This window comes from Pseudomonas sp. NBRC 111132, from assembly GCF_001320565.1.
Classification (GTDB): Bacteria; Pseudomonadota; Gammaproteobacteria; order Pseudomonadales; family Pseudomonadaceae; genus Aquipseudomonas; species Aquipseudomonas putida_P.
The window spans coordinates 21,683-46,594 of record NZ_BCBI01000016.1 but is presented as its reverse complement, the minus strand read 5'-3'; the positions used below and the strand labels follow the sequence as shown (position 1 = coordinate 46,594).

Annotated in this window: 23 protein-coding genes; 11 read left to right on the top strand and 12 right to left on the bottom strand. The window is 62.1% G+C overall.

The features are described 5' to 3' along the window. Positions 1 to 41: 41 nt before the first annotated feature. Both uvrD and zwf read right to left on the bottom strand, forming a co-directional pair. Positions 42 to 2,228: a DNA helicase II gene (gene uvrD, locus APH35_RS10185; protein ID WP_012274880.1), complete on the bottom strand. Its 2,187-nt coding sequence runs from the start codon at positions 2,226 to 2,228 to the stop codon at positions 42 to 44. 212 nt (positions 2,229 to 2,440) lie between these two features. After that, a complete protein-coding gene (gene zwf / locus APH35_RS10180; RefSeq protein ID WP_012274879.1) occupies positions 2,441 to 3,883 on the bottom strand; it encodes a glucose-6-phosphate dehydrogenase in 1,443 nt (480 codons plus the stop codon). 103 nt (positions 3,884 to 3,986) lie between these two features. Here zwf and hexR point away from each other — a divergent pair, with 103 nt between their 5' ends. Both hexR and APH35_RS28250 read left to right on the top strand, forming a co-directional pair. Beyond that, a complete protein-coding gene (gene hexR, locus APH35_RS10175) occupies positions 3,987 to 4,853 on the top strand; it encodes a transcriptional regulator HexR (protein ID WP_012274878.1) in 867 nt (288 codons plus the stop codon). A gap of 150 nt (positions 4,854 to 5,003) precedes the next feature. Continuing rightward, positions 5,004 to 5,222: a PA3496 family putative envelope integrity protein gene (locus tag APH35_RS28250; RefSeq protein WP_012274877.1), complete on the top strand. Its 219-nt coding sequence runs from the start codon at positions 5,004 to 5,006 to the stop codon at positions 5,220 to 5,222. Here APH35_RS28250 and APH35_RS10170 read toward each other — a convergent pair. Beyond that, positions 5,164 to 6,126 (bottom strand): LysR family transcriptional regulator, encoded by a 963-nt coding sequence (locus APH35_RS10170; protein WP_012274876.1) that lies wholly within the window; start codon positions 6,124 to 6,126, stop codon positions 5,164 to 5,166. The genes APH35_RS28250 and APH35_RS10170 overlap by 59 nt on opposite strands. Before the next feature lie 190 nt (positions 6,127 to 6,316). Between APH35_RS10170 and APH35_RS10165 the strand changes: the two genes are divergently transcribed. Both APH35_RS10165 and oadA read left to right on the top strand, forming a co-directional pair. Continuing rightward, a complete protein-coding gene (locus tag APH35_RS10165; protein ID WP_012274875.1) occupies positions 6,317 to 7,732 on the top strand; it encodes an acetyl-CoA carboxylase biotin carboxylase subunit in 1,416 nt (471 codons plus the stop codon). Between the two features lie 11 nt (positions 7,733 to 7,743). Continuing rightward, positions 7,744 to 9,552 (top strand): sodium-extruding oxaloacetate decarboxylase subunit alpha, encoded by a 1,809-nt coding sequence (oadA, locus tag APH35_RS10160; protein ID WP_012274874.1) that lies wholly within the window; start codon positions 7,744 to 7,746, stop codon positions 9,550 to 9,552. Between the two features lie 102 nt (positions 9,553 to 9,654). Here the strand turns inward: oadA and APH35_RS10155 are convergent, their stop codons facing one another. From APH35_RS10155 to APH35_RS10145, 3 genes are read right to left on the bottom strand one after another with little or no spacing between them, the layout of a single operon-like run. Then, the gene (locus APH35_RS10155; protein ID WP_012274873.1) at positions 9,655 to 10,326 is read right to left on the bottom strand and encodes a GNAT family N-acetyltransferase; all 672 of its coding nucleotides are present in this window, start codon (positions 10,324 to 10,326) and stop codon (positions 9,655 to 9,657) included. Positions 10,327 to 10,333: 7 nt separating this feature from the next. Further along, positions 10,334 to 10,780 carry a GNAT family N-acetyltransferase gene (locus APH35_RS10150; RefSeq protein ID WP_012274872.1) on the bottom strand — a complete coding sequence of 149 codons (447 nt, stop codon included), beginning with the start codon at positions 10,778 to 10,780 and terminating at the stop codon, positions 10,334 to 10,336. Positions 10,781 to 10,792: 12 nt separating this feature from the next. Continuing rightward, positions 10,793 to 11,422 (bottom strand): FMN-binding negative transcriptional regulator, encoded by a 630-nt coding sequence (locus tag APH35_RS10145; protein WP_012274871.1) that lies wholly within the window; start codon positions 11,420 to 11,422, stop codon positions 10,793 to 10,795. A gap of 90 nt (positions 11,423 to 11,512) precedes the next feature. On the opposite strand from APH35_RS10145, the gene pdxR reads away from it, so the two are divergent. Then, positions 11,513 to 13,042 carry a MocR-like pyridoxine biosynthesis transcription factor PdxR gene (pdxR, locus tag APH35_RS10140; protein WP_012274870.1) on the top strand — a complete coding sequence of 510 codons (1,530 nt, stop codon included), beginning with the start codon at positions 11,513 to 11,515 and terminating at the stop codon, positions 13,040 to 13,042. Positions 13,043 to 13,074: 32 nt separating this feature from the next. On the opposite strand, the gene APH35_RS10135 is transcribed toward pdxR, so the two are convergent. From APH35_RS10135 to aspA, 4 genes are all read right to left on the bottom strand, one after another. Continuing rightward, positions 13,075 to 14,178, bottom strand: coding sequence for a polyamine ABC transporter substrate-binding protein (locus tag APH35_RS10135; RefSeq protein ID WP_060514729.1), 1,104 nt, complete (start codon positions 14,176 to 14,178; stop codon positions 13,075 to 13,077). Then, positions 14,178 to 15,221 carry a histone deacetylase family protein gene (locus tag APH35_RS10130; RefSeq protein ID WP_012274868.1) on the bottom strand — a complete coding sequence of 348 codons (1,044 nt, stop codon included), beginning with the start codon at positions 15,219 to 15,221 and terminating at the stop codon, positions 14,178 to 14,180. Before APH35_RS10130 ends, APH35_RS10135 begins: the two co-directional genes overlap by 1 nt. A gap of 116 nt (positions 15,222 to 15,337) precedes the next feature. Continuing rightward, complete coding sequence (locus APH35_RS10125; RefSeq protein ID WP_012274867.1) at positions 15,338 to 16,330, bottom strand: AraC family transcriptional regulator; 993 nt, start codon at positions 16,328 to 16,330, stop codon at positions 15,338 to 15,340. A 179-nt stretch (positions 16,331 to 16,509) separates the two neighbouring features. After that, on the bottom strand, positions 16,510 to 17,934 hold the full coding sequence (aspA, locus tag APH35_RS10120) for an aspartate ammonia-lyase (RefSeq protein ID WP_041166808.1): 1,425 nt from the start codon (positions 17,932 to 17,934) through the stop codon (positions 16,510 to 16,512). Between the two features lie 182 nt (positions 17,935 to 18,116). On the opposite strand from aspA, the gene APH35_RS10115 reads away from it, so the two are divergent. From APH35_RS10115 to APH35_RS10095, 5 genes are all read left to right on the top strand, one after another. After that, the gene (locus tag APH35_RS10115; RefSeq protein WP_012274865.1) at positions 18,117 to 19,049 is read left to right on the top strand and encodes a LysR substrate-binding domain-containing protein; all 933 of its coding nucleotides are present in this window, start codon (positions 18,117 to 18,119) and stop codon (positions 19,047 to 19,049) included. 171 nt (positions 19,050 to 19,220) lie between these two features. Then, a complete protein-coding gene (purE, locus tag APH35_RS10110) occupies positions 19,221 to 19,712 on the top strand; it encodes a 5-(carboxyamino)imidazole ribonucleotide mutase (RefSeq protein ID WP_003253304.1) in 492 nt (163 codons plus the stop codon). 10 nt (positions 19,713 to 19,722) lie between these two features. Continuing rightward, a complete protein-coding gene (locus tag APH35_RS10105) occupies positions 19,723 to 20,805 on the top strand; it encodes a 5-(carboxyamino)imidazole ribonucleotide synthase (RefSeq protein ID WP_060514728.1) in 1,083 nt (360 codons plus the stop codon). Positions 20,806 to 20,913: 108 nt separating this feature from the next. Then, the gene (locus APH35_RS10100; RefSeq protein ID WP_012274863.1) at positions 20,914 to 21,159 is read left to right on the top strand and encodes a GlsB/YeaQ/YmgE family stress response membrane protein; all 246 of its coding nucleotides are present in this window, start codon (positions 20,914 to 20,916) and stop codon (positions 21,157 to 21,159) included. Between the two features lie 48 nt (positions 21,160 to 21,207). Continuing rightward, complete coding sequence (locus tag APH35_RS10095; RefSeq protein WP_012274862.1) at positions 21,208 to 21,741, top strand: DUF3299 domain-containing protein; 534 nt, start codon at positions 21,208 to 21,210, stop codon at positions 21,739 to 21,741. Positions 21,742 to 21,803: 62 nt separating this feature from the next. Here APH35_RS10095 and APH35_RS10090 read toward each other — a convergent pair whose 3' ends face one another. Together APH35_RS10090 and APH35_RS10085 are read right to left on the bottom strand one after the other, a co-directional pair. Continuing rightward, positions 21,804 to 22,700, bottom strand: coding sequence for a D-hexose-6-phosphate mutarotase (locus tag APH35_RS10090; protein WP_060493964.1), 897 nt, complete (start codon positions 22,698 to 22,700; stop codon positions 21,804 to 21,806). A gap of 71 nt (positions 22,701 to 22,771) precedes the next feature. Next, a complete protein-coding gene (locus APH35_RS10085; RefSeq protein WP_012274860.1) occupies positions 22,772 to 23,170 on the bottom strand; it encodes an acyl-CoA thioesterase in 399 nt (132 codons plus the stop codon). Between the two features lie 360 nt (positions 23,171 to 23,530). Here APH35_RS10085 and APH35_RS10080 point away from each other — a divergent pair, with 360 nt between their 5' ends. Beyond that, entirely contained in the window at positions 23,531 to 24,820 is a 1,290-nt protein-coding gene (locus APH35_RS10080) for an MFS transporter (protein WP_060514727.1), read from the top strand. Positions 24,821 to 24,912: the final 92 nt, after the last annotated feature.

Genomic DNA, 24,912 nt, shown 5'->3' with positions numbered 1-24,912 from the left:
TGAATGTTACAAGGCCGCCCCGGCAGGGCGGCCTTGCGCTTTCAGATGGCCTCGAGCTTGGCATACCCCAGCATCAGCCACTTGCTGCCTTCGGCAAAGTTCACCTGCACCCGCGCCTGCGCACCCGAGCCCTCGAAGTTGAGGATCACACCTTCGCCAAACACTGCATGTTGTACACGCTGGCCAAGGTTGAACGCGGTCTGCGGAATACTGGCATTGGCAAACAGGTTGCTGTTGGTGGCGGTCTTGGCCCCACCGAACGGGCGGCTGACGCTGTTGGACAGGCGCACTTCCTGAACCAAGCCTGGCGGAATTTCGCGCACGAAACGCGACACCTTGTTGTAGGTCTCGCTGCCATACAGGCGACGGGTTTCGGCATAGGTCATGACCAGCTGGCGCATGGCGCGGGTGATGCCCACGTAGGCCAGGCGCCGTTCCTCTTCCAGGCGGCCGGGTTCTTCCAGGCTCATCTTGTGCGGGAACAGGCCTTCTTCCATGCCCACCAGGAACACATACGGGAACTCCAGGCCTTTGGCGCTGTGCAGGGTCATCAGCTGGATGCTGTCTTCATGCTCATCAGCCTGGGTATCGCCCGCTTCAAGCGAGGCATGCCCCAAGAAGGCTGACAGTGGCGAGAGGTCGGCATCTTCGTCGGCGGATTCGAAGTTGCGTGCAGCGCTGACCAGTTCCTCAAGGTTTTCTACCCGTGCCTGGCCCTTTTCACCTTTTTCTTCCTGGTGATAGAGGATCAGCCCGGACTGCTCGATGGTGGTCTGGGTCATGGTATGCAGCGGCATGTCCACGACTTTGGCGGCCAGCCCCTCGATCAGCTCGATGAAAGCCCCCAGGGCACTGGCGGCGCGGCCCTTCAGGGCCTTGGCGGCGAGCAGCTGGCACATGGCTTCCCACATCGACAGCTGGCTGTGACGGGCGTGTTCACGGATGGCTTCGACGGTTTTTTCGCCAATACCGCGCGGCGGCACGTTGATCACCCGCTCCAGGGCGGCATCGTTGCCACGCCCTTCGATCAGCCGCAGGTATGCCATGGCGTTCTTGATTTCGGCGCGTTCGAAGAAGCGTTGGCCGCCATAGATGCGGTAGGGGATGCGCTCGCGCAGCAGGGCCTCTTCCAGCACCCGCGACTGGGCGTTGGAACGGTACAGAATGGCGATCTCGTTACGCGCATTGCCCTGCTTGACCAGGCTTTCGATGGTTTCCACCACGTAGCGTGCTTCGTCGTGCTCGTTGTAGGCCGCGTACAGGGTCAGCGGTTCACCTTCGCCCATGTCGGTCCACAGCTCTTTGCCCAGGCGCCCGCTGTTGTTGGCGATCAGGGCGTTGGCAGCCTTGAGGATGCCGCCGGTGGAGCGGTAGTTCTGCTCCAGGCGGATCATCTCGGCGTCGGGGAAGTCGGCGGTGTACTGGTGAATGTTTTCGATCTTGGCGCCGCGCCAGCCGTAGATCGACTGGTCGTCATCGCCTACCGCCATCAAGCTGGCGCCACCGCGCGCCAACAGGCGCAGCCAGGCGTACTGCACGGCGTTGGTATCCTGGAACTCGTCCACCAGCACGTGCTGGAAGCGCCGCTGGTAGTGCTCCAGCAAGCCCGGGTGGTCGCGCCACAGGTCCAGGGCGCGCAGCAGCAGCTCGGAGAAGTCGATGACCCCGGCGCGCTCGCAGGCCTGCTCGTAGGCGGTATAGACCTCGCGCATGGTCGCCAGGAACAGGTCGCCACCGGCCTGGATATGCTGCGGGCGCAGGCCCTCGTCCTTCTGCCCGTTGATGAACCACTGGGCCTGGCGTGCCGGCCACTTCTGCTCGTCCAGGCCCAGCTCACGCATTACCCGCTTGATCAGGCGTTGCTGGTCGTCGCTGTCGAGGATCTGGAAGTTCTGAACCAACCGTGCTTCCTGCCAGTGGGCCCGCAGCAGGCGATGGGCCAGGCCGTGGAAGGTGCCTACCCACATACCCGCCGGGTTGATCCCCAGCAGTTGCTCGATCCGCTGGCGCATTTCTGCAGCAGCCTTGTTGGTGAAGGTCACCGACAGGATCGAATGCGGCGACGCCTGCTCTACCTGGATAAGCCAGGCGATGCGGTGCACCAGCACGCGGGTTTTACCGGAACCGGCGCCGGCAAGCACCAATTGACGCCCGAGCGTGGCCGCTACGGCCTGGCGTTGGGCATCGTTGAGGGAATTAAGCAGGAGGGAGAGGTCATCTGTGTGCATCGGGCCATTCTAGGGCGCAGCAGGGGAAGGGTAAATGGCACTGTATGAATATTCACCCTTGCGCAACTGCAAAGCGGCCCCTGCAGGCCGTGCGCCTGCAGGGGCCGTCACGTCTACATCAATGGGTTTCCACGATGTCGGTGATGCAAGTGATCAGTTGGCCGTCGTGGAAAATATCTGCAGCGCATACCTGCGATGCAGCGCGAAGCGCTTCAGCTGTGCCAGTGCCTGCCATGCCGCGCCAGTAGGCTGTTGGCCTGCTCCGGGCCGTTGTTGCCCGCCGGGTAATGGCGTGGCGCCTGAAAGTGCTCTTCCCAGCCCTTGATGATCGGGTCGACCCACGCCCAGGCCGCTTCCACTTCATCACGCCGCATGAACAGCGTCGAGTCGCCTTCCAGGATGTCCAGCAGCAGGCGTTCGTAAGCGCCCCAACGACGGGTCTGGCCGAACACCTGGGCCAGGTTGAGGTCCAGGTCCACCGGCTCCAGTCGCATGCCTTTGCCGGGGCTTTTGGTCATCATGCGCAGGCTGATGCGTTCGTCCGGTTGCAGCTGGATCAACAGCTGGTTGACCTGGCCGCCGCTGAAAAGCTCATGGGGCACAGGCTTGAACTGGATGACGATCTGCGAAGTGCGCCGCGCCATGCGCTTGCCGGTGCGCAGGTAGAACGGCACGCCAGCCCAGCGCCAATTGTCGATGTGCGCCTGAACGGCCACAAAGGTTTCGGTATCGCTGTCGTTGTCCACGTCCTTTTCGAAGTAATAGGCCGGCACTTCCTGGCCACCGATGTAGCCGGCACCGTACTGACCACGCACGGTCTTGTCCTGTACGTCCTGCCCAGTAATGGGCTTGAGGGCACGCAGGACCTTCACTTTCTCGTCGCGCACGGCCTCGGCTTCGAACTGCGCGGGTGGCTCCATGGCCACCAGGCACAGCAGCTGCAGCAAGTGGTTCTGGAGCATGTCGCGGGTTGCCCCGGCGCGGTCGTAGTACCCGCCGCGGTTCTCTACACCGAGGGTTTCGCAGGCGCTGATCTGCACATGATCGACCTGGCCGTTGCGCCACACAGGTTCAAGCAGGGCGTTGGCAAAGCGCAGCGCCATGAGGTTCTGCACGGTTTCCTTGCCCAGGTAGTGATCAATGCGAAACACCTGGGGTTCTTCGAACACGGCGCCGATCGCTTCGTTGATGGCGGTGGCCGAGTGCTGTGAATGGCCAATGGGCTTTTCCAGCACAATGCGCGCCTCGCTGTCGGCCAGCCCGGAAATACGCAAGTGGTTGGCGATTGGCACGAACAGGGAGGGCGCGGTGGCCAGGTAGAAGACGCGGGTCAGCCCGCCAGGCTCGCCGAGGTAGCGCGCCAGGCGACCGAAGTCGGCGCTTTGCGAGGCATCCATGGGGAAGTAGTCGAGGCGCGCGGCAAAGCGTTGCCACACATCTTCGTCGAAGTCGGTGCGGGCAATCTGCGCCCGGCAATGCCGTTCTGCGAGCTTGAGGTATTCGTTACGGCTGATGTTGCGGCGGGCGAGGGCAATGATGCGTACCGCGTTGTTCAGGCGCGCCTCGCGATACAAATGGTAGAGCGCCGGAAGCAATTTGTGCAGGGCCAGGTCGCCCGTGCCACCGAACACCAGAATGTCGCAAGGAATAGTCAAACCACCACTCTCCACGTTCGTTTAACTGGGCGGGTTGGCGTCCATGTAGTATAACTACAAGAAAGCTACAACCCGGCCAGCCGATCATAACCGAGTCCAGCCCGTGAATCTGTTGCAACATATCGCCCAATCGCGCCACCTGCTGCGCAAATCGGAACTCAAAGTGGCCGACCACGTGCTGCTCGACCCGGCTGCCGTCATGCACAGCTCCATGGCCGATCTGGCGCACAGTGTGGGCATCAGCGAGCCGACCATCGTACGTTTCTGCCGGGCGATCGGTTGCTCGGGCTTCCAGGACCTGAAACTCAAGCTGGCGCAGAGCCTGGCGGCTGGGGCCAGTTTTGGCCAGTTTGCCATCCATGAAGACGACTCGGTCGCCGACTACAGCCTGAAGATCTTCGACACCACCCTGCACACCCTGATGGAAGTGCGCGAGCACCTCGACCCGCATGCGCTTCAGCAGGCGGTGAGCGCCATGGCCCAGGCACAGCGTGTCGAGTTCTATGGCTTTGGTGCCTCTGGTGCGGTGGCGGCCGATGCCCAGCACAAGTTCTTCCGCCTGCTGCTCAGTGCCGCTGCTTATTCCGACCCGCACATGCAGGCGATGTCGGCGGTAACCTTGAAGCCGGGCGATGTGGCCGTGTGTATTTCCCAGTCGGGTCGCTCCAAGGACTTGCTGATCACCGCCAACCTGGTGCGTGAGAGCGGCGCCAACCTGATTACCCTGTGCCCCAGCCAGACGCCGCTGGCCGAGCTGTCGACGGTCAACCTGGCGATCGACGTGCATGAGGACACCGAAATCTATACCCCGCTGACCTCGCGTATCGCCCACCTTGTGGTGATTGACGTGCTGGCCATGGGCGTGGCCATGGCGCGGGGCCCGAGCCTGGTCAACCACCTGAAAAGCGTGAAGCGCAGCTTGCGCAGCCTGCGTTTGTCGCCCAAGTCGATCAAGGCTACAGATGACTGAATTCGGCCTGTAACGGCCTTTACGCGAGTTCATCCGTGAAAAGGCCGGCAAAGGCGAAGCAAATTTCACTGTTTTGTCACCATTCCACAGCCAAACCGTAAACCATCAAGGCCAGTCTGAAACTCCCGCATCCTATCTGGGAGACAGGCAATGGCTCGTGACTTCGATGGTACGTACCAACCCAACGCCAAGGCTCGCAAACAGCAGGAAAAGGATCAGCGCCGCATGGAATACCGCCGCGCGATCGAAAGCTATTGCGACCAACGTCAGCTGCTGCGCGACCTGGTGGATTACCCCGAGTTGCAAGAACTCACGGTGTGGCAGGCGTCGGCGGCAACTTCCCCGAAAAACGCTCAACAAGCGCGCTGATCAACGCACGTTCGCCGCGGATGAATGCCAGAAAGGCCAAGGCCACCGGCGACTGTCGCTTGGCCTTGGACTGCACCACGCACCAGCTGCGGTACAGCGGCAGTTCCTCCACCGGTAATTCCTTCAGCACCCCGGTGGCCAGTTCCAGGTTGACTGCGTGGCGGGTGAGCAGGGCGATCCCAAGGCCGGCGATCACGCATTCGCGCTGGGCATCGGCCGATGCAACCTCCAGGGTCTGGGTGAAGTGCACGCGTTTGTCCTTGAAGTACTCTTCGCAAGCCTTGCGCGTCCCTGAACCTTGCTCACGGACCAACAGGGTATGAGGCTCCAGGTCCTGCAGGCGCAGCTGTTCGAGCTTGCACAGCGGGTGCTCGGGCGGCGCCACGGCAACGATCGGGTTGTTGAGGAATGGCAGAAACTCCAGACCCATGTCCTGCGGCACCATCGACATGATGATCAGGTCGTCGCGGTTGTCGGAAAGACGGCGAATGGCCTGGGCGCGGTTGACCACTGTCAGGGTCAGGTTGACCTCCGGGTGACGCTGCTTGAATGCGGCGAACAGGTGTGGCACGAAGTACTTGGCACTGGACTCGATCGCCAGCTTCAACTGACCCTGCAATGAGCCCTGCATGTCCGACAGCTGCATGTCCAGGCTCTCCAGGCGCCCGAAAATGTCGTGGCTGGCGCGTTGCAACGCTTCGGCCGCCTCGGTGAGGTAGAGCTTCTTGCCCACATACTCGAACAGCGGCTGGCCGATCAGCTCTTCAAGCTGGCGGATCTGTAGACTAACGGCGGGTTGCGTCAGCGACATCTCTTCCGCCGCACGGCTGTAAGAACGTAAATCACACACCTCATTGAAGATCTGCAATTGACGCAAAGTCATACGCATCAAGGACTTACGCATTTCTTGTCTCGCCTTCGGCAACACCTTGTTACCGCACTATAAGCTTTTGCTAATACAGCCCCTAACAAATATTGATTTTTGTTTATCGACCTACAGCGCTAGGGTGAATGTGCGACTGGCCAGCAACGCCTGGTCACGCGCCGACCGGTAGAACCGGCTCGACTGTTCCTACGGCTTTGGGAAGACTCCAGTGATAAAAAAAATCCTGATCGCCAACCGAGGTGAAATCGCAGTTCGGATCGTGCGTGCCTGCGCCGAGATGGGCATACGCTCGGTAGCGATCTTTTCCGACGCCGACCGGCATGCCTTGCACGTCAAGCGCGCCGACGAAGCCCACAGCATTGGTGCCGAGCCGCTGGCCGGCTACCTGAACCCGCGCAAGCTGGTGAACCTGGCTGTGGAAACCGGTTGTGATGCCCTGCACCCGGGCTATGGTTTTTTGTCGGAAAACGCTGAACTGGCAGAGATCTGCGCCGAGCGCGGGATCAAGTTCATCGGCCCGGCCGCCGACGTGATTCGCCGCATGGGCGACAAGACCGAAGCGCGCCGCACCATGATCGCCGCTGGTGTGCCGGTCACCCCTGGCACCGAAGGCAACGTTGCCGATATTCATGAAGCCTTGAGCGAAGGCGAGCGCATCGGTTACCCGGTGATGCTCAAGGCCACCTCCGGTGGTGGCGGTCGCGGTATTCGCCGTTGCAACAGCCGCGAAGAACTGGAACAGAACTTCCCACGGGTGATTTCCGAGGCGACCAAGGCCTTTGGTTCGGCTGAAGTGTTCCTGGAAAAGTGCATCGTCAACCCCAAGCACATCGAGGCGCAGATCCTCGGTGACAGCTTTGGCAACGTGGTGCACCTGTTCGAGCGCGACTGCTCGATCCAGCGCCGTAACCAGAAACTCATCGAAATCGCCCCAAGCCCCCAGCTCACCCCCGAGCAGCGCGCCTACATTGGCGACCTGGCAGTGCGTGCGGCCAAGGCGGTGAACTACGAGAACGCCGGTACCGTGGAGTTTCTGCTCGCCGATGGCGAGGTGTACTTCATGGAAATGAACACCCGGGTGCAGGTGGAACACACCATCACCGAGGAAATCACCGGTATCGACATCGTCCGTGAGCAGATTCGCATTGCCTCGGGCTTGCCGCTGTCGGTCAAGCAAGAAGACATTCAGCACCGCGGTTACGCGTTGCAGTTCCGTATCAACGCCGAAGACCCGAAGAACAACTTCCTGCCAAGTTTCGGCAAGATCACCCGTTACTACGCCCCCGGCGGCCCCGGCGTGCGTACCGACACGGCGATCTACACCGGCTACACCATTCCGCCGTTCTACGACTCCATGTGCCTGAAACTGGTGGTGTGGGCGTTGACCTGGGAAGAAGCCATGGACCGCGGCCTGCGGGCCCTGGACGACATGCGCGTGCAAGGGGTGAAGACCACCGCCGCGTACTACCAGGAAATCCTGCGCAATCCGGAATTCCGTAGCGGCCAGTTCAATACCAGCTTCGTCGAAAGCCACCCTGAACTGACCAACTACTCGATCAAGCGCAAACCCGAAGAGCTGGCCCTGGCCATCGCCGCCGCCATCGCCGCCCACGCAGGCCTGTGAGGAACCCCATAATGTCCAAGAAAATTCACGTAACCGACACGATCCTGCGCGACGCCCACCAGTCCCTGCTGGCCACCCGCATGCGTACCGAAGACATGCTGCCGATCTGCGACAAGCTCGACAAAGTCGGCTACTGGTCGCTGGAAGTCTGGGGTGGCGCCACCTTCGACGCCTGCGTGCGCTTCCTCAAGGAAGACCCGTGGGAGCGCCTGCGCAAGCTGCGTGCAGCACTGCCTAATACTCGCCTGCAAATGCTGCTGCGCGGCCAAAACCTGCTGGGCTACCGCCACTACAGCGACGACGTGGTCAAAGCTTTCGTCGCCAAGGCTGCGGTCAACGGCATCGATGTTTTCCGTATTTTCGACGCCATGAACGACGTGCGTAACCTGCGCGTGGCCATCGAAGCGGTCAAGGCCGCCGGCAAGCACGCCCAGGGCACCATCGCCTACACCACCAGCCCGGTGCACACCATCGAAGCCTTCGTGAACCAAGCCAAACAGATGGAAGCCATGGGTTGCGACTCGGTAGCGATCAAGGACATGGCCGGCCTGCTGACCCCATTCGCCACTGGCGAGCTGGTCAAGGCGCTGAAGGCCGAGCAGTCGCTGCCGGTGTTCATCCACTCCCACGACACCGCCGGCCTGGCGGCCATGTGCCAGCTCAAGGCTGTGGAAAACGGTGCAGACCACATCGACACCGCCATTTCCAGCTTCGCCTGGGGCACCAGCCACCCGGGTACCGAGTCGATGGTTGCCGCGCTCAAGGGCAGTGAGTTCGATACCGGCCTGGACCTGGAGCTGCTGCAGGAAATCGGCCTGTACTTCTACGCCGTGCGCAAGAAGTACCACCAGTTCGAAAGCGAGTTCACCGCCGTGGACACCCGCGTGCAGGTCAACCAGGTGCCGGGCGGCATGATTTCCAACCTGGCCAACCAGTTGAAAGAGCAGGGCGCGCTCAACCGCATGAACGAAGTGCTGGCTGAGATCCCACGTGTGCGTGAAGACCTTGGTTACCCGCCGCTGGTAACGCCGACCTCGCAGATCGTCGGCACCCAGGCGTTCTTCAACGTGCTGGCCGGCGAGCGCTACAAGACCATCACCAACGAGGTGAAGCTGTACCTGCAAGGCGGTTACGGCAAGGCGCCAGGTGTGGTCAACGAGCAACTGCGCCGCCAGGCGATCGGCAGCGAAGAAGTGATCGACGTGCGCCCGGCCGACCTGCTGAAGCCGGAGATGGCCAAGCTGCGTACCGACATCGGCGCCCTGGCCCGCTGTGAAGAGGACGTGCTGACCTTTGCCATGTTCCCGGACATTGGCCGCAAGTTCCTCGAAGAACGCGAAGCCGGCACGCTCACCCCGGAAGCCCTGCTGCCGATTCCAGAAGCTGGCGCCGTTTCTGCCCCTGGCGGTGAAGGCGTACCGACCGAGTTCGTCATCGACGTGCACGGCGAAACCTACCGCGTCGACATCACGGGTGTGGGTGTGAAGGCCGAAGGCAAGCGCCACTTCTACCTGTCCATCGACGGCATGCCGGAAGAAGTGGTGTTCGAACCACTCAACGAATTCGTCGGCGGCGGCGGCAGCAAACGCAAGCAAGCCACCGACCCAGGCCACGTCAGCACCACCATGCCAGGCAACATCGTCGATGTGCTGGTCAAGGAAGGTGACGTGGTCAAGGCCGGTCAGGCCGTGCTGATCACCGAAGCCATGAAGATGGAGACCGAAGTGCAGGCGGCCATCGCCGGCAAGGTCGTCGCCATCCATGTGGCCAAGGGCGATCGCGTGACGCCGGGTGAAATCCTGATCGAGATCGAGGGCTGATTCAGGCCTTCATCCACAAGCGGTTTACCTCTGGGGAGCGGATGCTCCCCTTTTTTTTGTGCTGCATTTGATGGCCCTGTCGCCAGCAAGCCAATACAAAAATCAACCGTTGCGGCACGCTTCCAATGTTTGTCGCTGCCCGCCTGGCTGCTGATTATCCTCACCCAGCCACCGCTCGAAGCCGGCAGCCACCGCCGGCCATTCATCATCGGTAATCGAATACCAGGCCGTGTCGCGGTTGTGGTCCTTCACCACCAGGTGTTTGCGGAAAACCCCTTCGTAGGTGAAGCCAAATCGCTCCGCTGCACGCTTCGAGCGGGCGTTGGCGTTATTGCACTTCCACTCCAGCCGGCGGTTGCCCAGTTCGAAGCCGAGCTTGCCCAGCAGGTACACCGCCTCGGTGCTCTTGGGTGTGCGCTGCATGGGGGCGCCGAAAGCGATATGGCCGATTTCGATTCGGCCGTGGTCGGGCACGATCGACATCAGGGTGAGGATGCCCTGGGCCTGGCCACTAGCGCGGTCGATGACGGTGTAGTACAGCGGGTCCTGGCCTGCAGCGTTGCCTTCCAGCCAGCGATCGAAGGCGGCACGTTCGGCGAATGGGCCGTAGGGCAGGTAGTCCCACAGCACTGGGTCGGAGGCTGGCCCCTGCAGTACCTCCCAGAGGTCGTTGCCATGGCGCACCGGGTCGAGCTTTTCCAGGCGGATGAAGCGGCCTTCGATTGGCTCGGCCTTGGGTGTTGCGGCGGGTTTCCAGTTCAATGCGTCAGTCATATCTGGCCTACAAACCTTTGCGGAATTGGATGAAGCCCGAGCGCTCGGCAACCTGCTGATACAGGCTGATGGCGGTGGCGTTGGTTTCGTGGGTCAGCCAGTGCACCTTGCTGCAGTTATCGGCCTTGGCGGTGGTGTAGACGTGTTCGATCAGTTGCCGACCGATGCCCAGGCCACGCTGCGTGCTGTCCACGTACAGGTCTTGCAGGTAGCAGGCATTCTCGATGCTCCAGTTGGAGCGATGGTAGATGAAGTTGACCATCCCCACGGCCTTGCCATCGACCCAGGCCAGTGCCGAATGGGTTGGCTCGTTAGGGTCGAGCAGGCGCTGCCAGGTGCTCTGGCTGACTTCATCGGCCAACTCGGTTTCGTAGAAGTGCAAGTAGGCCTGCCACAGGGCCTGCCAGGCGGCGTGATCTTGGGCGGTGACAGGGCGCAGGGTAACGCTAGACATGGGGCTATTCCTTCAGAGTTGGCGCATGTGCGCCGCGAGTTGGTTGTCTTGTTGATCGGTACTGGCGCTCAGGCTTTCGCACACACCGGCGATGTCTTGCTCGGAGCGGTTCTGGCTGAGCTTGCGCGCGCCTTGCAGGCGGGCGATGGGCAGGCGGACCCCGACGATGGCGCGGAGCATGCCGTCGAGGTAGTCAGCAGGGGCATCGGTGACCTTCCACGGTTCGCTGCGCCCCTGTTCGTGTCGGTCGGTCAGGCGGCTTACGATCGCCAGCAGCGGCTCGGCCTCATGGATAACATCGGCCGGGCCATAGGCGTGCACAGCCAGGTAGTTCCAGGTCGGCACCACCTTGGGGTTATCGGCCTTGCTTGGGTAGTAGCTGGGGCTGACATAGGCATCGGCGCCGGGGAACACCAGCAGCGCTTCGCCGCCTTGCTCGAGGTCTTGCCATTGGCGGTTGGCCCGGGCCAGGTGGGCATACACTGTGCCGAACTCGCCCTCAGCGGTATCGACCAGCACCGGCAGGTGCGTGGCCAGCAGGCCCTGCTCGCCGTGGCTGACCAGAACGGCCAGACGGGTGTCCAGCATGTGTTGGTGCAGGCGGGCGAGGTCGTGTTCCTGGTGGGGTTTGCTGTTGTACATGGGCGGGATCCTTGTCGAATGGCTTCATCCTAGGCAGGCTATTGGTTCTGGGTAAGAGCCATTACTGTCTGATTTGATAGGTCCAATGCCATGAGCCAGCAGCCCCTCATACTGCCTTTCGACCCTGCCGGCATCGCCCTTGATCGCCGTCGCGGGCTTAGCCAGCAGCTTTATCAGGCGTTAAGGGCGCGGGTGCTGGATGGGCGCCTGAGCAGTGGCACGCGGCTGCCGGCCACACGTGACCTGGCGGGCATGCTGGCGCTGTCACGCAACAGCGTGGTGCGTGCCTATGACCAACTGTATGCCGAAGGCTACATCGAAAGCCGCGTCGGTGATGGCACGTACGTTAGCCAGCTTCCGAAACTATCCACACAAGTATCCACAGGGTTATCCCTGGGTTTATCAACAGGGTTATCCACATTTTCCGTTGGAAATACTGATGATTTATCCAGCGATCGACGTTTGAGCGAGCCTTTGCAGCGCTTGAAAAGTGGTCATTTGCCCTCGCCAAGAAGCGGTGCGCCTCGTGCTTTTCGCGTCGGTATTCCGGCATTCGACCTGTTCCCATTTGACGTCTGGGCCAAGCTGCAGGCGGGTTTCTGGCGCAACCCTTCCCCTGAACAGCTGGGCTACGGTGATCCGGCAGGTGAGCCGGCTTTACGCGAGTTGATCGCGGCTTACCTGCGCCGCTCGCGCGGGCTGAGCTGCACGGCTGAACAAATTGTGATCACCAGTGGTGCGCAGCAGGCCATCAGCCTTTGTGCACAGCTGCTGCTGCAACCTGGCGACGGTGTGGCTGTGGAAAACCCAGGCTATCGGGCGGCCGGTCATGCTTTCACGCTGGCGGGTGGCCGAGTGTTTGGCGTGCCGGTGGATGAAGACGGCATGGATTGCGGCCGGCTCGAGCAACGGCCGGATTGCCGGCTGGCCTATGTCACGCCTGCTCACCAGTACCCGACCGGGGTGACCATGAGCCTGGCGCGCCGCCTGGCATTGCTGGCCTGGGCGGAACGCAGCGATGGCTGGGTCATCGAGGACGACTACGACGGCGAGTATCGCTACAGTGGCGCGCCGCTGGCCCCGCTGGCAGCGCTCGACCGGCACGGGCGGGTGCTGTATGTCGGCACCTTTGGCAAGATCGCCTTCCCGGCGTTACGCCTGGGCTATCTGGTGCTCCCGCCGCAGCTGGCGCAGGCGTTCAGCCAGGGCAAGGCGCTAGCGGTGCGGCATTCGGAGGTCAGCAGCCAGTGCGTGATGGCCGAGTTCATGGCCCGCGGGCATTTTCAGCGGCATATCCGCCGTATGCGCAAGGCGGCGTTGAACCGGCGCAATGTGCTCAAGGCCGGTTGGCCAGTGGATGTTCCGGGGTTGGGCGCAATGCCGGAAGTGGCGGCTGGGCTGCATGTGAAGGTCGATGTGGATAACTTTGCGAAAGAGCAGGAACTGGTGGCAAGAGCGGAGGCGGTGGGCGTGGAGGTAACACCGCTGAGCAATTTCTGGTTGGCGGATAGCGATGTGCCTGTGGATAAGCGAGCGGGCTTGGTGCTGGGGTTTGCGGCGGTGCCGGAGGGTGAGATTGCCGAGGCCCTGATGAAGCTGCGCAAAGCCTGGAGAAAGTGAATGGGGCCGCTGTGCGGCCCTTCGTGGGTGACTCAGGTGCCGGACTTGATCCGCGTCCAGGCCCGGGTTCGCGCCCGTTCGGCATCCCGTGCCAGGGGCTTGAGGGTATACAGCTTGGCCATCGCCTCGGTCGTCGGGTACAGGTTGGGGTTGTTGCGAATCGTCGGGTTCACCTTGGCGGTCGCATCTTTGTTCGGGTTCGGATACCCAACGAAGTCGCTGATGGGTGCGATCACCTCGGGTCGCAGCAGGTAGTTGATGAACGCATGCGCATCTTCCGGGTTGGCCGCGCCCTTCGGAATCGACAGCATGTCGAACCAGATCGGCGCGCCTTCCTTGGGCAGGCGCATGTCCACCACCACGCCATTTTTCGCCTCACGGGCGCGGTTGGCGGCCTGCGAGAAGCTGCCGCTGTAGCCTACCGCCACGCAGATGTCGCCATTGGCAATATCTGCCATGTACTTCGAGGAATGGAAGTAGGTGATATGCGGGCGAATCTTCAGCATCAGTTCCTCGGCCTTCTTGTAGTCGGCCGGTTTGTCGCTGTTCGGCGGCAAGCCCAGGTACTGCAGGGCCAGAGGCATGATCTCCGATGGCGAGTCGAGCAGGGCTACGCCGCACTGCTTGAGCTTGGCGATGTTCTCTTCCTTGAAGATCAGGTCCCAGCTGTCCACCGGCGCATTGTCGCCCAGCGCCGCCTTGACCTTGGCCGGGTTGAAGCCGATCAACACGGTGCCATACATATACGGCACGGCAAACTTGTTGCCCGGGTCGTTGGCTTCGATCAGCTTCATCAGCGCCGGGTCCAGGTGTTGCCAGTTCGGCAGCTTGCTGCGGTCCAGCGGCTGGAAAACCCCGGCTTCGATCTGTTTGGCGAGGAACACGTTGGACGGTACCACCACGTCATAGCCGGAGTTGCCGGTGAGCAGCTTGGCCTCCAGTGCTTCGTTGGTGTCGAAGATGTCGTACACCAGTTTGACGCCGCTGTCCTTCTGGAAGTCGGTCAAGGTCTGCGGGGTGATGTAATCGAACCAGTTATACACACGCAGGGTGCGCTGCTCCGCTTGGGCGTGCAGGGCACCGGTGAACAGGGTGGCAGCGATGAACGGGGTGAGCAGACGCTTGAGTCGGACCATTACCGGGCTCCTGGCTGGGCGCGCTGGAAGCCTTCCAGCACATTGACCGCGTTGATACCGATTTCTTCCACAGCGTAGCCGCCTTCCATCACGAACAAGGTCGGCTTGCCCAGCTGGCCGATGCGCTGGCCCATCTCCAGGTAGTCCGGGCTGTCCAACTTGAACTGCGAGATGGGGTCATCCTTGAAGGTGTCCACACCCAGGGAGATCACCAGTACGTCGGCGTCATAGCGGGCGATGCGCTGGCAGGCGTCTTCCAGGGCGGCACTCCAGGCAGCCCAGTCGCTACCGGCCGGCAAGGGGTAGTTGATGTTGCAGCCCTCGCCGGCGCCTTCGCCGGTTTCATCGGCATAGCCGAGGAAGAACGGGAATTCATCCTGCGGGTCGCCGTGGATCGAGGCAAAGAACACATCATCGCGGCTGTAGAAGATGTCCTGGGTTCCGTTGCCGTGATGGTAGTCGACGTCGAGGATGGCAACCTTGCGCCGGCCTTGGTCGAGGAAGGCCTGAGCGGCGATGGCGGCGTTGTTGAGGTAGCAGTAGCCACCCATCACTTCGCCAGCGGCGTGGTGCCCTGGCGGACGGCACAGCGCGAAGGCCGAATGGGCACCTTGCTGGATCGCTGCCTGGGCGGTAAGGGCGACCTGGGCGGCGCTGTAGGCCGCTTGCCAAGTGCCGGCGGTGATCGGTGCACCGGCATCGAAACTGTAGTAGCCCAGCTCACCGTGCAGGCCAGTGGGTTTTACCTGGCGCAGGGTGCGTGCAGGCCAGGTGAAGGGTAGCAGGTCGCCCTCATGGCCCAATGCGGCCCAGCGGGCCCAGGCGCCCTCGAAGAAGTTCAGGTAGTCGGCGCTGTGGATGCGAAGCAACGGCGCGCGGCCGAAATCGGTAGGGCCTTGGATATCGCCGAGGTTGCGCTTTTTTACCTGGTCGAGCACATGGTCTGCACGCGAAGGCATTTCGAAGCAGGGCATCAGCTTGCCGTCGATCAGCTCGCAGCGGCCGTGGTGCAGGCGGTGGTCATCGGAATAGATCGTCAGCATTGTTGTTCTCCGGTGGGTACTGGCGTGGGTCCATTGTCATGGGCGGATCAGTACGGGAGAACGACGCAAATGGCCAAAAGGGGATCGATATGGCCAAGCGCTTTGGCCGCAGCAGCTCAACCGCGAAAGTGGCTGGGCGCCACACCACTCCAGCGTTGGAACGCATGCCGAAAGCTGGCCGTCTCACTGAAGCCCAAGGTCTCGGCAATCCGGTAAATCGGCATTTGCTCGTCTGCCAACAACTGCTTGGCCCGTTCGAACCTTAGCTCGTCCAGCAGCTGTTGATAACTGCAGCCCAACGCCTGTAAATGCCGACGCAGGGTGCGCGACGAGCAGTTCATCTGCCTCGCCAGCCCTTCCAGCCCCGGTGCTGCGTCCAACTGCTGCACCAGCAGCTGGCGAATCCGCCCTAGCCAGGCCTGGCGGCCCGTGAACTCCAGGTTCAGGCGTCGGCAGCGTTCACTCATGGCCTTGTGGGTAATCGGGTCGGCCAGCGGCAGCGGCATATCCAGCCAGCGCCTTTCGAAGGCAAAGGCATTGTCCTCGGCGGAGAAGCCGATCGGGCATTGGAACGCATCGGCATAGCGTGTGTGGTAACCAGGACGAGGGTGCTCGAAACGGGTGCCCAGCAGCGGCAACGGGCGGCCAAGCAGGTCGTCGCAGATGACTTTCAGCGAAACCAGGCAGAACTCTGCGTTGAACGCGCTCAGCGCAGGGCTGTCGTGATAGTCGCTGGCGCTGAACCAGACGCGCTGGCCGTCGTCGAGCAAACGCAGCTTGAAGACTGTTCCCAGCAGTGCCGGATACTGCAGCGCCAGGCGCAAGGCGTCACCCAAAGTGGCACTGGAGAGCAGGGCGTAACCGAGCATGCCGTAGCACGACACATGCATGCGCCGGCCCAGCTCCAGGCCGATGTCCTCACGCCGGGCCACTGCGTTGGCGCACACCTGCAGTTCCTGCTGGGTGGTGATGCGCGCATCGGCGTGGCCCAGGTCTGCCGGGCCGATGCCGCTGCCGGCCAGCAGTGCCGAGGCCTCGCAACCGTCTGCCTGAAAGACATTGAGGATCAGCGAAACCGCATTGAGGGTGGTCAGGTGACTGTGCAGCATGCTGGGTAATCCCGTTGGCCTGGGACGCATTATGGAGCAAGTTGTGTGCCGATATCCGAGGCCGCCTGGTGGCGGCAAAACCATCAGGCAAAAAAAAGGCCCGAAGCATAGGCTCGGGCCTTGAAAGGTTGAGAGGTGTCTAGTCCCTTAACCTGGTGAGACTGTTTGCAGCGGGCTGGTTACGACTTCAGCGGAACCAGGCGCGGGGCGATCATGTTTTCTGGACGCAGGATGTCGTCGAGCATCGCGTCGTCCAGCAGCTTCTCTTCACGCACCAGTTCCAGCACGCCGCGGCCGCTTTCCAGGGCAACGCGGGCGATACGGGTGGCGTTTTCGTAGCCGATGTACGGGTTCAGTGCAGTGACCAGGCCGATCGAGTGCTCGACCAGTTCACGGCAGCGCTGTTCGTTGGCGGTGATGCCGACGATGCAGTGCTCGCGCAGCATGTCCATGGCGCGTTGCAGCAGGCGGATCGAGTCGAAGATCTTGTAGGCGATCAGCGGCTCCATCACGTTCAGCTGCAGCTGGCCACCTTCGGCGGCGACGGTCAGGGCCAGGTCGTTGCCCATGATGGCGAAGGCCACCTGGTTGACGGCTTCCGGGATAACCGGGTTGACCTTGCCTGGCATGATCGAGCTGCCTGGCTGACGCGCTGGCAGGTTGATCTCGTTGATGCCGGTGCGCGGGCCGCTGGACAGCAGACGCAAGTCGTTACAGATTTTCGAGAGCTTGACCGCGGTACGCTTGAGCATGCCGGAGAACAGCACGAAGGCGCCCATGTCGGAAGTGGCTTCGATCAGGTCGGCAGCCGGTACCAGCGGCTGGCCACTGATGGCGGCCAGGCGCTGTACGGCCAGAGCCTGGTAGCCAGGGTCGGCGTTGATGCCGGTGCCGATGGCGGTACCGCCCAGGTTGATTTCGGTCAGCAGTTCCGGGGCCAGCGAGCGCAGGCGCTGCAGGTCTTCGGTCATGGTGGTGGCGAAGGCGCGGAATTCCTGGCCCAGGGTCATCGGTACGGCGTCCTGCAGCTGGGTACGGCCCATCTTCAGTACGTGGTCGAATTCTTTACCCTTGGCAGCGAAGGCCTGGATCAGGCTGTCGAGGCTGGCCAGCAGCGCGTCGTGACCCAGCAGCAGGCCCAGGCGGATAGCGGTCGGGTAGGCGTCGTTGGTCGACTGCGCCATGTTCACGTCGTTGTTCGGGTGCAGGTACTGGTACTCACCCTTCTGGTGGCCCATGGCCTCCAGCGCAACGTTGGCAATGACTTCGTTGGCGTTCATGTTGGTAGAAGTACCAGCACCGCCTTGGATCATGTCCACCACGAACTGGTCGTGGTAATCGCCTTTGATCAGGCGGGCGCAGGCTGCGGTGATGGCAGCGTGCTTGGCATCGCTCAGGTGACCCAGCTCACGGTTGGCGTCGGCAGCGGCCTGCTTGACCATGGCCAGGGCCACGACCAGCTTCGGGTAGTGCGACAGTGGAACACCGGAGAGGTGGAAGTTGTTGGCAGCGCGCAGGGTCTGGATGCCGTAGTAGGCATCTGCAGGAACTTCAAGGGTACCCAACAAGTCTTTTTCGACGCGGAACGATGCAGCGGAGGACATGATGTATATCATCTCGATTTTGACCCGGCACATGCCGGAATGGCGCCAATCCTAGGCCTGAAGGTGATTTTGCGGCCAATGCTGTTGCACGCTAACCTATGCACAAACGGCATAGTGTTTCGTGTGACGCCAATTGACATTCGAGCGTGTTCCATTTTGGTGCATGCCGGGAGATGTGCTTCGTGAACCTTGAAAGCAAATGGCTGGAAGACTTCAGTGCGCTGGCCGCTACCCGCAGTTTTTCCCAGGCGGCAGAGCGGCGTTTCGTGACCCAACCGGCCTTCAGCCGGCGCATTCGCAGCCTTGAAGCGGCGCTGGGCCTGCAACTGGTGAACCGTTCCCGCACACCGATCGAACTGACCGAAGCCGGGCAGCTTTTTCTCGTCACAGCGCGCACCGTTGTCGACCAGTTGGGCGAAATTCTCCGCCATTTACATCACCTTGAGGGTGGGCAGGGCGAGGTGGTTCAGGTAGCGGCGGCACACTCCTTGGCATCAGGCTTTTTCCCCCGTTGGGTTGCCCAGTTGCGCAACGACGGTTTGAACATCGCCACCCGCCTGGTTGCGACTAACGTCGGAGATGCCGTGCACGCATTGCGCGAGGGCGGCTGTGACCTGATGCTGGCTTTCTACGACCCGGATGCGGCCCTGCAGATGGATGCCGAGATATTCCCGTCGCTGCACATGGGCACTACGGAAATGCTGCCGGTGTGTGCAGTGGATGCTGAAGGCAAGCCATTGTTCGACCTGGAAGGCGAGGGCAGCGTGCCGCTGCTGGCCTATACCGCGGGTGCATTCCTCGGGCGGTCGGTGAATTTGCTGCTGCGCCAGCGCAACCTGCGCTATACCACCGTCTATGAAACCGCCATGGCCGACAGCCTTAAAAGCATGGCGTTGGAAGGCCTGGGCATCGCCTGGGTGCCACGCCTGTCGATGCGAGGCGAGCTGGAGCGGGGCGAACTGGCTGTCTGCGGCGGCAGCCAGTGGCATGTGCCACTGGAAATTCGCCTGTACCGCTGCGCCCTGGTGCGCAAGGCCAACGTCAGGCTGTTGTGGCGCAAGCTCGAGGGGGCGGCGGCGGTTGACCCAAAAGTCAGCCAAAGCCCCGAAAAATAAGGCCCGACAGTTGGTCGCCGGGGTGCCTTAATCGCACTACCTTACGGTATACTGCGCGGCCTTTCGACCGGATGCATCCGGTCCTGATCAGCAAACAAGCCACGCCGGTCGTCCCGCGTGGCTTGTTGTTTTTTGACGCGCCTGCGGGCGCACAAGCGAAGAGGCTCGACGATGAGTGCACTGGTTGGCGTGATCATGGGCTCCAAGTCCGATTGGTCCACCCTTAGCCACACCGCCGATATGCTGGAAAAACTCGGCATTCCCTACGAAGTGAAGGTGGTTTCCGCTCACCGCACCCCGGATCTGCTGTTCCAGTATGCCGAGGAGGCCGAGGGCCGTGGCATCGAGGTGATCATCGCCGGTGCCGGTGGCGCAGCCCACCTGCCAGGCATGTGCGCCGCCAAGACCCATCTGCCGGTGCTGGGCGTGCCGGTGCAGTCGTCGATGCTGTCGGGCGTCGATTCGCTGCTGTCGATCGTGCAGATGCCTGCTGGCGTGCCGGTTGCCACCCTGGCCATCGGCCGTGCCGGTGCGGTCAACGCTGCATTGCTGTCGGCCAGCATCCTTGGCGCCAAGTACCCGCAGTACCACGCGGCGTTGAAGCAGTTCCGCACGGAACAGACCGACACCGTGCTGGACAACCCAGACCCGCGCCAGGCTTGAGGCTCAACCCATGAAGATCGGTGTAATCGGTGGCGGCCAGCTGGGCCGCATGCTGGCCCTGGCGGGCACCCCGCTGGGCATGAACTTCGCCTTCCTCGACCCGGCGCCGGACGCTTGCGCCGCGCCCCTGGGCGAGCACCTGCGTGCCGACTACGGCGACCAGGACCACCTGCGCCAGTTGGCCGACGAAGTCGACCTGGTCACCTTCGAGTTCGAAAGCGTCCCGGCCGAGACCGTGGCCTTCCTCTCGCAGTTCGTGCCGGTGTACCCCAGCGCCGAAGCGCTGCGCATCGCCCGTGACCGCCTGTTCGAAAAGAGCATGTTCCGCGATCTGGGCATTCCCACCCCGGCCTTCGCCGACATCCTCTCGCAGGCAGGCCTGGAGGCGGCGGTGGCCAGCATCGGCCTGCCAGCCGTACTGAAAACCCGCACCCTGGGTTACGACGGCAAGGGCCAGAAGGTGCTGCGCACGCCAGAAGACGTGGTCGGTACCTTCGCCGAGCTGGGCAGCGTGCCATGCCTGCTGGAAGGCTTCGTGCCGTTCACTGGCGAGGTGTCGCTGGTGGCTGTACGTGCCCGCGATGGCGAAACCCGCTTCTACCCGCTGGTGCACAATACGCACGAAAGCGGCATCCTGCGCCTGTCGGTGGCCAGCCAGGCACACCCGCTGCAGGCCCTGGCCGAAGACTACGTCGGCCGTGTGTTGCAGAAGCTGGATTACGTTGGCGTGATGGCCTTCGAGTTCTTCGAGGTGGACGGCGGCCTGAAGGCCAACGAAATCGCCCCGCGCGTGCACAACTCCGGGCACTGGACCATCGAAGGCGCCGAGTGCAGCCAGTTCGAGAACCACCTGCGGGCCGTTGCCGGCCTGCCGCTGGGCTCGACCGCCAAGGTGGGCGAGAGCGCGATGCTCAACTTCATCGGTGAAGTGCCGGCCGTGGACAAGGTCGTCGCCATCGCCGACTGCCACCTGCACCACTATGGCAAGGCCTTCAAGGTTGGCCGCAAGGTTGGCCATGCCACGCTGCGCTGCCATGACATGGCCACCCTTGAACGCAAGATTGCCGAAGTAGAGGCACTGATCAGCAACTGATCGGGCTGCAAATCGAACTTCTGCAAGCGGCTTGCCCTCTGAACATGGCAACAAGCCAAAGCCCGTCTAGGCTTTGGCTTGTTCCATATTCACTGCAGAGGGATTGCCATGGGCATCATTGGAACCATCTTCATCGGCCTCATCGTCGGCCTGCTGGCCCGCTTCATCAAACCGGGCGACGACAGCATGGGCTGGATCATGACCATCCTGCTGGGTATTGCCGGCTCACTGTTGGCTACCTATGGCGGCCAGGCGCTGGGCATTTACCAGGCTGGGCAGGCAGCAGGCTTCCTTGGCGCCTTGATTGGTGCGGTCATCCTTCTGGTGATCTACGGATTCATCAAGAAACGCTGAATACTGGTTAGAATGCCCGGCAATTCATCCGAGTTGCCGAGCATTTCCATGCGTGCCTTTTTCCTTGTCCCCTTGCTGTTGGCCAGCGCCCTGGCCCATGCCGAACTGCCTGAAACCGACTGGCTGGAGCTGATGCCCAAGTCGGACCAGAAGGCGCTCGAGCAAATGCCCGAAATCGACCACAACTCGCCAGAAGCCATGGGCACCTTTACCGACAAGGGTGGCCTCAAGCAGAGCAAGGGCTTGCCGGCGGTGATGTACTCGACCAAGACCGTGGCGGCCATGAACGGCAAAGACATCCGCTTGGGCGGTTACCCGGTGCCGCTGGAAAGCGATGCCAAGGGCAACAGCACGCTGTTTTTCCTGGTGCCGTACCCAGGTGCATGCATCCATGTGCCGCCACCGCCGCCGAACCAGTTGGTGCTGGTGCGCTACCCGAAAGGGTTGAAGATCGATGACATCTACACACCGCTGTGGGTCAGCGGCAAGCTGAAGGTGGAAAAGGTCAGCAACGACCTGGCCGATGCGGCCTATGCACTGGATGCGGGGAAGGTGAGGGTGGTGGAAGACGCAGACCTCTGATTATCTGCACGGGCCCCTTCGCGGGTAAACCCGCGAAGGGGCCCGAAAAACCACGGCAAAACTCAGATCATTTCACAACCGATCTGCAGTCCCAGCGAATGACTTGCCCCCGGCTTCAGTTCCACCAGGTCATCCCACACATTCGCCGTTTCGATGCACAGCATTCGCTGCCAGCCATCGTCGGCCATATCTGCCAGCTCCCGCGCCCGCTCGGTCCAGGGGTTCCAGATCACCGCCGAACGTGATCCATTGCTGGTCAAGGTAACTCGCCGGTTCCAATGCGGGTCGACAATGCTCAGTCGCGATGGAGTGTCGAGGTAAATCCGGTCAGTCTCCCCGGTAAACGCCAGTGCTCCCAGCTGCTGGCGCTGTTCCCAGTCCGCCAGGGTCTCGATATAACCCAGCCCCTCGACCCCTTCGACCCGTGCCTGGCGTACATCGCTGACGGCAAAGTAGCTGTGCAGGGCTTGGCTGATAGTAACGGAGGTATTGCCCATGTTGCGGCTGGTCAGGTTCAGCTTCAGCGCCTCGCCCAGCTCCACCACCAGCTTCAACTCGACGTCATGAGGCCAGCCGGGCAGGTCGCCCTGCGCTTCAGGCAGTTCGAATTCAATGCGCAGGCCGCCGCCCACCTCCTCGATGCCCAGCAACTGCCAGTCACGCGAGCGCGCCAGCCCGTGAGCAGGTGCCTGCTCAGCGTGGTACATGGCCTGCACGGCCTCGGGGTTGCGTTGCAGGTTGCCAAACCACGGCCAGCACACCGGTACCCCGGCGCGTACCGACTTGCCCTGGCGGAAGATGGCCTGGTCGCTCAGCCACAGCAGCGGTGGTTCGCCCACCCGCTGGTAGCTGAGGATCTGTGCGCCCTGCTGGGCGATCAGGAGTTCGGCGCGGTCGCTGCTGATACGCCAGCAGTTGAGTTCGCCATGTTGCTCGGTTACGACCTGGAAGGTAGCCATTGCGTTCATCTCATTGATTGCCAGTGGGCCTTGGACCCGGGCACATGCAATGAGTTTACCGCCGGCGTGGCTCAGCGACGAGGCACGGAGCGGGTGCGGCCACTGCCGTCGATGGCGACGAAGACGAATGCCGCTTCGGTGACCTTGCGCCATTCGCTGGACAGCGGGTCGTCGCTCCACACTTCGACCATCATCTGGATCGAGCTGCGGCCGATTTCCAGGGTCTGGGTGTAGAACGACAGCTGCGCGCCTACTGCCACCGGTACCAGGAAGGCCATGCGGTCGATGGCCACGGTGGCCACGCGGCCGCCAGCAACACGGCTGGCCATGGCGGTGCCGGCCAAATCCATTTGGGCAACCAGCCAGCCGCCGAAGATGTCGCCAAACCCGTTGGTCTCGCGCGGCAGTGCGGTGATCTGCAAGGCCAGGTCGCCTTGCGGGATCGGATCTTCTTGTTCGAGCTCAATCATGCGATGGGGCCTCTGACCCGTGACGCTTTCGTTGGTGTGGCGCAAAGGCCGGGTAAACGATTCAGCTTGAAACATACTACGCCGATTTCGTTTCACTGGGCGGCCGTAGGGAAACTCTGCGAAACCGCCTGACATAAAGACCGGAGTTTTCGCACAACATCCCACGCTAGCAGCAACCTTTTCCTACGAACTGCCAGTATATAGAGCATAACGGCCAGCGACGACCGTGCATTCATGAATATCTGTAGGGATTTTGTATCGCTTTCGGCGCAGCTCGGCAATTTGCTATCTTCGCTTGTCTCCCAATCCAGAAGCCGCGTGCCAAGCGGCCTGCATGCCCTACAAAGAGAACAACGAGCGATGACTTCCGTGCCGAGCAGTATCGAGCAGCCCTCGCGGCCGCTGACCCGCAGTGACTACAAGACCCTCTCACTGTCCGCCCTGGGCGGCGCGCTGGAGTTCTACGACTTCATTATTTTCGTGTTCTTCGCCACGGTGGTGGGCAAGTTGTTCTTCCCGGCCGACATGCCGGAGTGGCTGCGCCTGATGCAAACGTTCGGCATCTTCGCCGCTGGCTACCTGGCGCGGCCGTTGGGCGGCATCATCATGGCCCATTTCGGCGACCTGCTCGGGCGCAAGAAGATGTTCACCCTGAGCATTTTCATGATGGCCGTGCCGACCCTGATCATGGGCCTGCTGCCGACGTATGCACAAATTGGCATGTGGGCACCTATCCTGCTGTTGCTGATGCGCGTGATCCAAGGCGCGGCGATCGGCGGCGAGGTGCCGGGTGCCTGGGTGTTCGTCTCCGAGCATGTGCCAGCGCGCAACACTGGCTACGCCTGCGGTACCCTGACGGCAGGCCTGACCGCCGGCATTCTGCTTGGCTCGCTGGTAGCGACACTGATCAACAGTGTGTACAGCGTGGAAGAAGTGGCCGATTACGCCTGGCGTATCCCGTTCCTGCTGGGTGGCGTGTTCGGCCTGTTCTCGGTCTACCTGCGCCGCTGGCTGCACGAAACCCCGGTGTTCGCCGAAATGCAGCAACGTAAGGCACTGGCCGAGGAGCTGCCACTGCGCGCCGTGCTGCGTGACCACCGTGGCCCGATCATCCTGTCGATGTTGCTGACCTGGATGCTGTCGGCCGGGATCGTGGTGGTCATCCTGATGACCCCGGCGCTGCTGCAGAGCTTCTACCACATCAGCCCGACCGACTCGCTCAAGGCCAACAGCCTGGCCATTGTATTGCTTAGCTTTGGCTGCATCGGCGCCGGCAGCCTGGCCGACCGCTTTGGTGCGGGCCGGGTGTTCGTGATCGGCAGCCTGCTGCTGCTGGCCAACTCCTGGACCTTCTACCACAGCCTGCCAACCCGGCCCGAGTTGCTGTTCCCGCTGTATGCCGTGACCGGCCTGTGCGTGGGCGTGATTGGCGCGGTGCCTTATGTAATGGTCAAGGCATTCCCGGCGGCGGTGCGCTTCAGCGGGCTGTCGTTCTCGTACAACGTGGCCTACGCGATCTTCGGCGGTTTGACGCCGATGGTGGTGACCGCGCTGCTGAAGGTGAGCCCGATGGCGCCTGCCTACTATGTGGCAGGCTTGTGCGCCGTTGGTCTGGCTGTGGGGCTGTACCTGCTCGCCAACAAGCGCTGATCTGCGCTGGGGCTGACTCTCGTTTGCTGCAACATGTTGAAAGACGTGAACAAGGACAGAGGAATAAGTAACGCAGTGACCGACGGCTAGAT